The 12267-nt window shown below is 46.1% G+C and carries 7 protein-coding genes; 2 read left to right on the forward strand and 5 right to left on the reverse strand.

What is annotated here, in order from left to right; all coding sequences use genetic code 11:
- Together IQ260_RS18530 and IQ260_RS18535 are read left to right on the forward strand one after the other, a co-directional pair.
- Positions 1-1733, forward strand: a 1733-nt coding sequence (locus IQ260_RS18530) for a ShlB/FhaC/HecB family hemolysin secretion/activation protein (RefSeq protein ID WP_193994588.1), incomplete at its 5' end; no start/stop codon positions are given.
- A gap of 5 nt (positions 1734-1738) precedes the next feature.
- A complete protein-coding gene (locus IQ260_RS18535) occupies positions 1739-5347 on the forward strand; it encodes a CHAT domain-containing protein (protein ID WP_193994589.1) in 3609 nt (1202 codons plus the stop codon).
- Positions 5348-5422: 75 nt separating this feature from the next.
- Here the strand turns inward: IQ260_RS18535 and IQ260_RS18540 are convergent, their stop codons facing one another.
- The 5 genes from IQ260_RS18540 to IQ260_RS18560 form a co-directional block, all read right to left on the reverse strand.
- Positions 5423-6217 (reverse strand): DUF928 domain-containing protein, encoded by a 795-nt coding sequence (locus IQ260_RS18540; protein ID WP_193994590.1) that lies wholly within the window; start codon positions 6215-6217, stop codon positions 5423-5425.
- A 19-nt stretch (positions 6218-6236) separates the two neighbouring features.
- Positions 6237-8681: a CHASE2 domain-containing protein gene (locus tag IQ260_RS18545; RefSeq protein WP_193994591.1), complete on the reverse strand. Its 2445-nt coding sequence runs from the start codon at positions 8679-8681 to the stop codon at positions 6237-6239.
- 34 nt (positions 8682-8715) lie between these two features.
- Complete coding sequence (locus IQ260_RS18550) at positions 8716-9924, reverse strand: DUF1822 family protein (protein ID WP_193994592.1); 1209 nt, start codon at positions 9922-9924, stop codon at positions 8716-8718.
- 103 nt (positions 9925-10027) lie between these two features.
- Entirely contained in the window at positions 10028-11218 is a 1191-nt protein-coding gene (locus IQ260_RS18555; RefSeq protein ID WP_193994593.1) for a sigma-70 family RNA polymerase sigma factor, read from the reverse strand.
- Positions 11219-11440: 222 nt separating this feature from the next.
- Positions 11441-12267 (reverse strand): ferredoxin:protochlorophyllide reductase (ATP-dependent) subunit N (locus IQ260_RS18560; protein WP_193994594.1); only part of this gene is annotated, 827 nt, incomplete at its 5' end.

Genomic DNA, 12267 nt, shown 5'->3' on the forward strand with positions numbered 1-12267 from the left:
AGCCCGACACCCCTCCTAGCGAAACTGTCACCATCGCCAATATCCAGTTTACCGACAACACCGTTTTCTCAGCAGAAGAGCTACTCAATAGCCCCCTCACTACCTATGCCGGTTGTAATCCAGAAGGTTTCCTAGTCACCGATACCCTACTAGACACCACAGCGGAAGACGCCTCCTCTACCCAACTTCCCTGTCCACCCTTATTCTCTATCCTAGACACCACCCTCTCCGCTCCACAGCTATTCCAAGTTGCCAACGATGTAGCTGGTTTCTACTCCAGTCAGGGCTACACTACTACCGGAGCTGTTATTGACGTATCCGGTACACCCGAAGCGGCCATATTGACCATTCAGATTGTTGAAGACCAGCTAGAAGACAATATTCGGTTTAACGATTCCCGTCTGACAGGCTACGTCCAAGAACGGGTTGGTGTCACTAAAGACAAGGTTCTAAACGTCGATCATCTACAAGACAATCTCCGTCTCCTTCAGGTCGATCCCCTGATTGATCGTATCTCTGCCTCCCTTACCACCGGCTCCCGTCCAGGCCGTAGTCTGCTCGATATTGAAATCGATGATGCCCCTACATTTAACTTTCCCCTAGGTCTCAACAACTCTCGCTCTCCCAGTGTTGGCAGTTTTCAGCAGCAGGTTACCTTCCGCAATACCCATGTCTTAAGCATTGGTGATACCTTCGACCTCGGCTACACCCGCAGTGACGGCAGCGACTCCTACAGTGCCAATTACACCGCTATCCTTAGCCCTAAAAACGATACCTTCAGCCTCAACTACAGCTACACCGAAAACGAAATCATCGAACCCCTCTTTAACCGCCTGGATATTCGTTCTGCGTCCGAATCCTATGGTTTGGTATACCGCCTGCCCCTGTCCCGTAGCGTTGATTTAATTGAGAAAACGATATCTCGCCCGGTCGTTTCCGACGATGACCAACAGTCTGATACGACTGCAGAATCAGTCACCGCCACCCGGATACTGCCCACCTACGAAGAGTTTGCCCTTACTCTGGGAGCCCAGCTACGGGACAGTGGTTCTTCACTGTTAGGTATTCCCTTCCAGTTTAGCGATGGCGCTGACGCGTCAGGCGATACCCGTTCTTTTGTGATGAGCTTTGGTCAAGAATGGACTCGGCAAAACGCTCTGCAGGTATTCAGCTTACGCTCCAAATTTAGCTTGGGCATCGGAGCCTTTGGAGCCAATATTAGTCCCACCAATTTTCCAGTAGTCGTACCCGATAGTCGCTTTTTAGCCTGGCGCGGACAGGGGCAATGGGTCCGCCTAGTAGATGGACGAAATCCAGATTTTCTGTTTGTCCTCAGGGGAGATATTCAGTTATCAGACGATCCGCTGCTGTCTTCTGAAAAGTTCTCACTAGGTGGTCCCAATACCGTGCGCGGCTATCGACAGGATAGTTTGGTAACCGACAATGGGCTGCTGCTATCGGCTGAGCTGCTGTTGCCTATTTTGCAAGACCAAAAATATAACGCGGTCTTTCAAGTGATTCCGTTTGTTGATTATGGGGTGGGGTGGAATACATCCGGTGTAGATCCGGTACAGTCGGTGCGCTCATCGTTTGGCCTCGGGTTTCAGTGGACCCAAGGGGATTTACGAGCACGGTTAAATTTAGGGTTTCCTTTAGTTGATGTTGCGTCGGGTGATAGAACATGGCAAGAAAACGGTATCCATTTCTCTGTTCAATACAATCCATCGTTTTAGGAGCCATGGGTCTAAAGATTCGTCGCGGACCGTCTCGTTTTTTGGCTCTGGTGCTGGCAGCGGTGTTTTTTACCGTGACTATGCCTCCTGCTCTATCCCAGCTACCTGAGTTGGCCCCTACTACACCGAGTTCTTCTGACATTATTGTTCCTGAGCCAACAAATCCTGCACCTGTTTTGCCCGACTTAGCTCCAGCAGACTCTGATTTTTCTGAACCTCCTCGCCACCTGCTGCCAGAATCGTTATCGGCTGAACAGCTAGTGCAGCGAGCCGCTGATGATTATGTAGAGAGAAACTATCTAGGCTCTGCGGAAAAACTAAGGGAAGCAATTAAACAATTTGAAGCGCGTGGTGACCATGAGCTGCAGCTAGCTATTAGTCTGGGCAACCTATCCTTAGCCTATCAACATCTGGGCCAGTGGGATGCTGGGGCCACGGCTATTATCAGAGGGTTTGAACTGCTCGGAGTCACTATCGACAATTCTCAGGCTCAAATTACCGACAGTTCCCATCCTCAAGTAATAGCGCGTCTGCTAGATATCTATGGGCGTTTGAACTATGTGCAGGGCAATCCTGAAGATGCCTTAGTGAACTGGCGTCAGGAGGGTGAAATTTATGACCATTTAGAAGCCAGCGCTCCTAACATTCAGATATCCAAACAGTTTCATCGCCAGTGGCTAACAAGTCGTTTAAACCAGGTGCAGGCTCAGCAAACCCTAGGACGACACTTACAAAGCTGTATCACCCTGACCGACAGTCTCGACCTCAACACGCAAGAAACGCTACTTGACTGCCAAAATGATGGCCACGCGTCATTTGTCAGAGAATCGCCTGATTTTAAGGCTTTGGTAGCCCGTGTAAAAGAAACTGTACTAGCCTATCAGCTCACTGATTTGGAGGAAACTAGCATCTGGCAAGGGTTAGGTGCAGCCCTACGAGTATTGGGCAGACTAGAAGACTCGCGAGAAGTGCTCGAAGAAGGTCTGACGCTGGCGACAAAAATTGCACCATCTACCGAGACCATTGCTAGAGCTAAACATTTTCATAACCTTCCTGAGGAAGCGGATGAAAAAACGACTCCCAGCTTGAGTGATTTACTGTCGGAAGGTGAGCCTCTCCTGATGCCATTGTACTTAAGCTTGGGAAATACATTGACGGCGCTAGGGGAGCTGGAACGGGATCGAAAAAATAGCCGTTATGAAAATGCTAAATCGTTTTCGACAAAATTTGGCTGTTTTGTACCCAAGTCAGAAAAACCTAAGGTGGCCAGGTTTGGTGAAGAAATTGATGAAGATGACACAGTTGCTGAATTTTATCAGCGGGCTGCCCTTTGCTACCGCGATGCAGTACAGCAACAAAATGTCCCCTCAAATTTGTTTGCGCTGCAGGCAAAACTCAACCAGCTAAGTTTGTCGATTGAACACCTCAAGTGGCTAGTAGAGGATTTACCTACAATCGGGGCCACTGACCAGCCCATCGCTGTCCAACCGATGGAAGATCAGCTGATAGCAGAAGAATTAGCTACCGAAGATATCGCCGAGCAAAATACGGCAGATTCTACTACTAGGGAACTTGGCATTGGTGGTGTGGTACGTGAACAATCTAAACGGGTTGAAACCCAGCTCAGTCGCCTGGATTGCTTGATGACGACCATTGAAGATCTACCCGTCAGTCAGGCGAAGGTCTATGCTCGACTAAATTTGGCTCGTAATCTGTTGAAGTATTTGGAGGTGCAGCTCAGTAGCCCCTATACAAATATCAATTTAAGCCAGCTACTTCCTGCAGATCCTGAGCAAGCTTTGACAACACCTCCAGCACTCTATGCAAATGCCTGTGAAGTTGGCAAAACACTCTCCGTAGAGCGTTTTGCTGATTTAGAACAAACTGGGGGCCAATCCCTATGGTCGGATATTACCCATTTGCTAAGCATGTCTCGTCAAGAGGCCCAGGAACTGTACCAGCGTACGGAGACTATCGTCTTTGAGTCCAATCGAGACGCATTGAATAGTCGGCTTTTGGGTAATAAGCGTCTGGAGTCATTGGCGGTTGGTAATTTAGGCAATCTCTACGAGACTCTGGGCCGACTATATGCTCAGAGGGCAAATCCCTTGGGTAAAAATGCTTCCCAGGATGGGTTGTCACTTATTCAAAAAGCTCAGCTCTATACCCTGGAGGCATTAGAGCTTGGTCAGCCGGATAAGGCTCCAGATATTGCTTATCGATGGCAGTGGCAGCTGGGAAGACTATTAGTACTGCAAGGCCCAAGCAAACGGGACCAGGCGATTGGCGCGTATCAAACAGCGGTGACTACCCTGGAAAAAGCTCGAAAAAATTTATCAACCATCGATTCAGAAGCTCAGTTTTCGTTTAGAGACAACGTAGAACCGGTCTATAGAGAGCTGATTGAGCTACTGCTGCAGCCAGCGCCAGGTGAGGGTGAACCGAGACAGGCTAATTTGAAGGCTGCGATCGCAGAAATCGGATCTCTACAGTTGGCAGAGTTGGAAAATTTTCTACGTTGTAATGTACCTGGTTTGACTCCTGTGGAAGAGATTCGTGATTCCAATGCCGCAATTATCCATACTATTCTCAGCAACGATCATCTAACCATCGTTCTCAAACTACCTAATCAGAAAGATCTAAAAGCCTACTCTGTAGCCGTCAGTAAACAGGAAGTAGAAAACACTGTTGAGAAGTTATTTCAGCTGTTATCCACTGAAGAACCCTATGAAGCTCGTCAAGAAGCAGACAAAGTTTACCAGTGGTTAATTGACCCTCTTCGCTCTGATCTTAATAAAGCCTTTGCAGCATTGAATAGCAACAGAAAAAGTCTTGATTCAAATACATCGCAGGGAACATTGGTTTTCGTCATGGACAGTGTGCTGAGGAAAACACCATTGGCCTTTCTCAAACATAATGATCGTTACCTGATTGAAGACTATGCAATTGCCCTGGCACCCAGACAAGAAGTATTTCAACCCAGCTTAGCCCAGGCACCACTGTCTGTATTCATTGGAGGCATTGGAATTCGCCAGACGAACCTAGAAGGAGAGAATTTTGCACCCATTCAGTTTCTGAGAGATGAATTTCAGGCAATCAAAAAAACTGGTGTATCGATTAGTGAACCTTTACTGGATAAGGAGTTTACATTCAAAAACATCCAGGAAAAGCTGCTTGAGAAGAGTTATACGGCTATGCATATTAAAACCCATAGTCAATTCAGCTCTAACCCTAACAAAACGTTCATTGCAGCATTTAATCAGCTGATTAAAGCGAATGAGCTTAGGAATCTTATTCAAACAGCCAGTCAGCGACGAGGAGAACCGCTTGATTTGCTGGTTCTGAGCGCCTGTTCATCAGCTCAAGGAGATGATCGGGCCATTCTAGGATTAGCCGGTATCGCTACACTCACTGGAACGCGCAGCACGGTATCAGCGCTCTGGCCCGCCTTCGATAGATTCAATACTGAGTTTATGAGGAATTTTTACACTGAGCTAGTTCAGAATGGCAGCTCTAAGGCAGAAGCGCTACGCAAAGCACAGCTTATGTTTATTAGACAAGGAGAGCCAGCAGCGATATGGGCTAACTATGTTCTTGTCGGCAACTGGCTCTAGTTGCTAGGGCAGTCAGAAGACCTGCTCCCTACAAAGAGTAATCCATAATAAACAAAACCTTAGGATGAATTGCAGTTACCTTACCGTTGCAGCACCCTGTATTAGATCTGGAGTGAAATCTGAAGAATCAGCTTTACCAAACTCTACCAGCTGCATCAAGCTGGACCATTGACTGGCTAATGAGCTACTGTTCGAGGACTGTAATTGTGCAGCAAGACGAGCAACAGAGTCGTACCAGATCTCTGGTGCAAACTCACTGACGAGGGCTTCTGCTTCTGCTTCCTTGACAATTTTTCTCATAGTGCCACGTACGATAACGTAGTCGCTGGCTGTATTTCCGGGGCCACAGTAAAGCTTTAGACGCCAGCGATAGTCTTTGCCATCGACCAGTCTATATCCAGAATTTGAAGGAACAGAGACACTAACTATACCAGGTGTTTGAGGGAATGTGACATTTGCCGAATAAGGACGACTAGCTTCCTCGTTTGGCCACTCATGAATTGAAAATTCACCGTGGCGCACCTGATCTTGTCTATAAGGAACATAAAATAGGAAAGTAGGACGCTCAGAGATGGTCAATAAAGGATATTTTTCGAGATCTGGATAGTCTGAAAAACTGTTATCTGGCGGTGCTAAAGCAGCTAGGTGGATAGTGTCAGAATGGCAAGGATCTGATGGATCGAGAGTTCCACCAGCTGGAGTACCAGTACGTGGTGGATCCACAGGTGGATAACTACCAACCACAAGTTTGGGATATGCTAAAGAATATTCTTGAGGGATCTTTGTTTTCGCAAAACTGACAGTGCTCATAACACTAAGCCCTCCTAAAAGAGCTAAACTAGCAACTAAAACTTTTGCTTTTGTAAACATAACTACCTCCTATTGCTAGTTAACCTAGTGTGCGTTTAGAGAATTGATTAAATAACGTGCCAAAAGGAATGTTTAAAGCTACCGCAGTTATAACCATAGTGAAAATTGATGGCCATAGAGGCATCCACCCACCTATTAGAAACATTAATAAACACGCAAGATATAGTGCAGAAGCTACGAAAAGCATCATTAAGATAAGTTTCAATGATGATCTGATCTGCCACATAAATAAACTACTCAGCAGTGACCATCCTAGAACCCAAATAGTATCGCCCCATTGAATAAATTTCCATTGAGGTAGTCCCCAAATTCTCCTTTTTCTGTGTACTGCATTATCAAGTAACTGACTTATAACATGAGCATGGATTTCTACACCTGGTTTGATTCCATAGGGAGTTTTGTGAAGATCGCCAAGTTCTGATGCGTTAGTTCCAATCAAAACAATCTTATCTTTAATACTATAAGTATTTACTTGATCTGATAGCACCTGATAGACAGGCACTTTTCTAAAGGGGGGAATATCTGAATTATGAGAGCGGTAATCAATCATCATTTGATACTTATTACCTAGAGCTTGATATCCAACAAACCGATTGAATAACTGTTCGATAATAGTGTCTCCCATGTACAATTTCTGATCGATTTTGACAGAAGCAAGTTTATGGTGTGTTAGATAAAGATCTGCTAAAAGTAGACTAAGACTGAAGTTAGGGCATTTATTAGTCGGCTTCGCTCTGTTTGGGTCGAAGAATAAGACTTGACGCCTTATCACTTCGTCAAGGGTCTTATCACTTCCAAGGTTACTAAATCCTAGTGATGAGTTAGCATCAGACTGTGTTAGCTCTGTAGGTGGCTTGAAATCATTAAGACGACTTCCATAAAGACAAACAGTCAGTAAATTAGGATAGGTTTGGAACTGTTTGACCAATTCTGCACGTTCTTTTACTGTGCCTTTTGGTTGAGCTCGATGCATGTCTAAGCCGATAGCTGCAGGTTTATAACTTTCAATTTTCTCAATTAGCTCTGTCAACACCTTATCAGGTAATGGATAGCCGCCATATCGATTAAAATCGTCGGTAGTTGTCTCTACGATGAGCACACGAGGATCTCGTGGTTCCAAAGGTCTAAGTCTCATTAGGTGATCATAAGCGCTGAGTTCAATTGGCTGAAAAATTCCCAATAACCTTATTGCCATTACACCAAGTGTAGTAAACAGTGTTATTAGCAATGTTGTCTTTAAGCTTACTCGTCGTGACTGACTTGAGTTCCTGAGTTGATTTATTGGCCAGGATATTTGGCTAGGGTGGGGTTGAGTCCTGTTTACTTCTAAAACTTTTTGTGTTGTTTGTTTCTTTAATGATGGCCAGGACAGTGTCTGCGCAGTAGGGTTTTGGCAAATTACCGGCAACCAACTTGCGCAAGGGAACTTATTCTCAAGGCCGTATAGTCTTTCTCTAGCTTCTTTCACAGCTAATGGAAAAGGGTTTCCTCTGGAAAATGCTCTGAGAAAGTTTGTCAAAAACTGTTGGGCTACCTGGTCTGGCACTGGCTCACGCATCACAATCAGGTAGGGAATATGTAACCCAGCCAACTCTCGAGCTAACCCCATACCCTCACAGGAATTAAAGATCGCTAACTGTAGTCCATTTCTGATAGCCGTTTTCAGGGCTATTCTCAACTGAGAAATGGATACATTCTCAGTTGCATTGATTTGCATATGTCCAGTTTGTTCTCCTGGCTGGCTAGAACTGTGTCCAGCAAAAAAGAGAATATCCCATCCGGTTTCATCCCATAAATGTTCATCAAACTCTTCGCGGGATGGTTCCTGTAAGAAATGAATATCCGTATCCCCAAGATTTTCTAAAGTAGCCCGGTCTTTTTCTACTTGAATACCGGTGGTATCCCCCAGAATTGAAAGAATGCGTACCTGCTCATGAATTTGACGAGCTGTAGGCTGCACTTTTCGATATTCCAAATTACTGAGGGCGACTTCCGCATGGGGATAATCTTCAAAAAAGTTCCACAGGTGCCAGGGAAAGCGTCGCACACCCGGATCTTCTGCCTCAATCACCACCTGGATTTGGCTATTAGGATCTAAATAACGCCGTAGGCTTTGGTCAACACCAAGAAACGATGGGCCATGAATCCAGGTGTTAAATTGCTGTTTGAGGTCATTACACAGGTCGTCAAACTTAACATCAGAGATGTGGGTAATATCATTGCTAACAATCTCGATTTCCATTACCTGAGTAGGATTGCGCAAACCGAGATTGGCATTAAGGGCTGTGTATTCTTGTTGCCAACGTTGAAACAAGTCTTGTATATGGGGGGCAGCTGGTAAACGACCTCTAGTTTGCTCAACTTGGCCAGCGCTGCGATCTCGACCCCAAATTTGCACGATAACTGATGGAAAACCTAGCTGCCAGCTACCTTCACCTAACTGAATAACAACCTGATGCTCCACTGTCTAACCCTCGTATGCTTCCTCAACAAAGCCCTTAAACAGTCAAATGTTCAACCAAAGTTGTCCCTTCAAGTTCCAGCTCCAGACTAAACTGATAACCCACAGGACACCGAATTCGTTGAATCTGGATATAGTTATTAGCCGACTCAGTTGTTAAAATCTGGATCACCTCACCGGTCGCAGACAAAAGCCTGAAATCTAAGTTCTGCGGCAGATACAGTTGCTCTTCTGATGGATATAACTGTGCTTGGATTTCTATCCGTTCATCTGAAAGCACCTCCCACATGAGCGCTAGCCTAACTGTCAGATTATCCACTTCGGGACCAAACCGTAGGACTTTGGCTTGTTTACCAGCTGTATCCTCTCTCCCTCGATCAGAGCGAAGGGCCAGCTGTTGCGAATCTAAACTGAACACGGCTTCAATACCTTGCCAACCAGCGGCAACAGTATTACATATCCCCTGTAGATACTCGGTGAGTGAAGTATTAGACGAACTCGCCAGATTGCCTTGTAGCGCATTGAACCTCTTAGCATAGAGTTCTTGGCGTTGAACTTGATTAGCTAATATCGCTCCCCACTGGGCAAAAGGTATGGCTAGTCGAGGAAAAGCTATGCCCGGATCAGCCAAGCGAGTGACTAAGTTGTCTCCCTGAGCAGTCGATACTTCAGCCAGAACCAAGTCTGTTGGCATATCTGCTTTGAGATCAGCTACGGGGCAATGGTCGATGGTAGCCCACAATGCATTAATGTCGAGAGTTAAATCTTCTGCATCTAGGCTGTAGGTGCGATCGCACCTATCAAATTCTCCACTTTGCTTAAGCTGTGCATAAGACGCATAGCCCCACACCTCTACCCAATTCTCAGCGGGGTTAACCGTAGCCGCCAAGTAATAGTCCGCAGCCCAACTCCCAATATCTATCCATTCCTGAGGTATCCGCAGTTCATCTTGGCCAATTTCATCAGTGGGGATCAAAACCAGCTTAAGGTCGTCAATATTGACAGCACTTCCCGTTACCATCTCCCAGCTAATCGGGTTAGCATCAGGGGCCGGAAATGCTTCAGCTGCTGGATTCAATTCTGATTGGATCCAAGCTAGGCAAGTACTTATGCAGAGCTGGTTAAGATATACCTGCTCGCGGGCGCCTGATGTGGACAGCTCTTGGCTATGCTGCCATGCAGAAGCTTTGGTAGAGGGAGAAATATCTAACCAAAGCTGTCTAGGATCTGCAAATGTAAACGACATAGGAACTAACGACTTAGCAATTGCAAAAATATTTGAATACAGGGATTTGGACGCTTTTGTCCTTTACGGTAGAACTATAGAATCGATTATTGAGGATTATGCACTAGTCTGACTGCGGCGGTTCAAAATAATCGTTTAGCCACAGCTCTAAATAGTCAGACTTAGTCTTAATATCAACATCAGTTGAGTCGCCACCAAGTTCCTGTTGCCTCCAGGCTATCAGTTCATCCAACAACGTCTTGCGCAGTCGTGTGAGCTTTCTAGAAACAGCGTATTGCTTGATATTTAGTTGAGCCGCAATTTGCTGTTGAGTAAACTGCCCGCCATAATAAAGCTGCAGCAATGACTGGTCCGTAGCTGGTAAGGTGCTAATACAATTCTCTACAACCTGTCGTAGCTGGTGTTGCTGATTTTTCTGTAAATTTTTTTCTGCTATTTGCACCAGATTTTCCAGTGGAGTCAGCTCATCAGTCTGTAGATTATCCTGTAACTGCCCTGCCTCTGAACCAGGTATCGGTGCATTAAGTGATGTGGTTGGTGGATTGAGAGCTTTGCGAAGATAGCCGATACAGTCCGTTAGCCATGTGTCTAAATCATGGGCACTTATGGTGGGGCCAGGGGAGGTTAACTGGGTTAACTTTTCCTGGTTGTAAAGCACAGCAATCGCCTGCCATGTTTCATCAGACGGTTTGGGCAGCTGCTGTATACCATCGGCTTGGTAATCTCCATAAAGATGCTTAAAGCAAACCCAAGCTAACCGATATTGTTCAATAATTTGCTTGCTCAAGCCCGCCATCTGAAGGGACTCTATAAACCGTTTTTTTGAGGTCTTTCTCAGTAAAAGCCAATCACCACAGAGATCTGCTACATGGAGTCTGCGCAACTCATTTCTGATGGTGCTTCCAAAAAAATGTTTGGCAAATGATTCGAGACTAGCCCCTCGATCCGATTGAAAACTACTTAACAGTTTATCCAGTTTTAGAAATGCAATCTGAAAACAGTCGCCAAACGTCAGTCGATCAAACGTAAAGCGAGAGGTAAGCTTCTGGGCACTCCAATAGGCTGCTTCCTGTAAGTAAGCCAGAAGATGCCCTTGAGCAAGTCGATGAGTAGGCCAAAGCTGATGCCAATAAATTGCCCAAACATGCTTGGATCTATCAGTGTCGGATGATTGAGCAAAGGCTTTGATCTGGCTCTGCTTTAATCTCGGATCTGTGAGCCACTGACTAAAGCGATCGGTTTCGATGAGAATATAACTAGAAAAGATAGTGATGAGGTCCTGACGAGGACGCATGGCAATAACGTTCTTACATAGGTGCTACTATTTTGAAGTATTTAAAGTTAATACCATAAATATACTTAGAAAATACTTAACATTGTAGACGCTAAAGTATTTTCACGATCCATGTTTCTACGCAAGCAATAAAGCAGGCTATCCACAATCTGATGACTAAAAATACTGGCTGAGTCGGCCATTGCTTTGGGACAACGACCGACCCGTTGAGTCTAGAAATTGCTAAACGTTAGCCTCTTCCTTGACGAGTTTGTCCCATCCCAAATCCTTGAGATTGCTGTTACGTCGCAGTGGACGGGTGACTAGTTCAAGAATATCGCGGGTGCTGCCAAAGCCATGGATCTGGGCAAAGGTAAACTCTACCGACCATTTGGTATTGATACCTCTGGCTTCTAAGGGGTTGGCATGGGCCATGCCGGTAATGACCAAATCGGGCTCAATCTCTAGGATTTGCTGGATTTGGTTGTAGTTGTCTGGTTTTTCAGTGATTTTAGGCTTCGGCACGCCCATTTCTTCACAGGTGCGCTCGAGGAACTGAAGTTCGCCGCCCTGGAAGCGTTTATCCATGTAGGGAATACCAATGGCAGGTACGGTCATGCCGCAGCGAATGAGGAAGCGAGCCATGGCAATCTCGAGCAGATTGTCTCCCATGAAGTAGACCGACTTGCCACGGATGAGACTGACGTAGTCTTCTACTGACGCCCAAATCTGGGCTTCGCGCTCGGCTAAGCCTTGGGGTTCAACGTCCAGGACGGAACAGATTTTCTCGACCCAGGCGCGGGTACCGTCGGGACCAATGGGGAATGGAGCGCCGATGACTTTGGCTTTTTTCCGGCGCATCAGCGTAGAGGCGGTGCGTGAGAGGAAGGGATTCACGCCGGAGGCAAAATAGCCTTCCTTGATAACGGGTAGCTCGGTGTAGCGATTTTCGGGGAGCCAGCCAGAGACCTTGATGCCTTGCTTTTTGAGTTCCAGATTGAGCTGGGTGACCACGGGGTTTGGTACGGAGCCAAACAGGATAAGCGGTGTGTGGTCGTGGTATTCGGAAC

The sequence above is a fragment of the Leptolyngbya cf. ectocarpi LEGE 11479 genome (assembly GCF_015207065.1).
Lineage (GTDB): Bacteria > Cyanobacteriota > Cyanobacteriia > Phormidesmidales > Phormidesmidaceae > Leptothoe > Leptothoe ectocarpi.

Excerpts from the sequence above, each read along its gene's own strand:
- IQ260_RS18555 (WP_193994593.1), bottom strand. The coding sequence starts at position 11,218 with ATGCGTCCTCGTCAGGACCTCATCACTATCTTTTCTAGTTATATTCTC.
- IQ260_RS18550 (WP_193994592.1), bottom strand. The coding sequence starts at position 9,924 with ATGTCGTTTACATTTGCAGATCCTAGACAGCTTTGGTTAGATATTTCT.
- IQ260_RS18535 (WP_193994589.1), top strand. The coding sequence starts at position 1,739 with ATGGGTCTAAAGATTCGTCGCGGACCGTCTCGTTTTTTGGCTCTGGTG.
- IQ260_RS18540 (WP_193994590.1), bottom strand. The coding sequence starts at position 6,217 with ATGTTTACAAAAGCAAAAGTTTTAGTTGCTAGTTTAGCTCTTTTAGGA.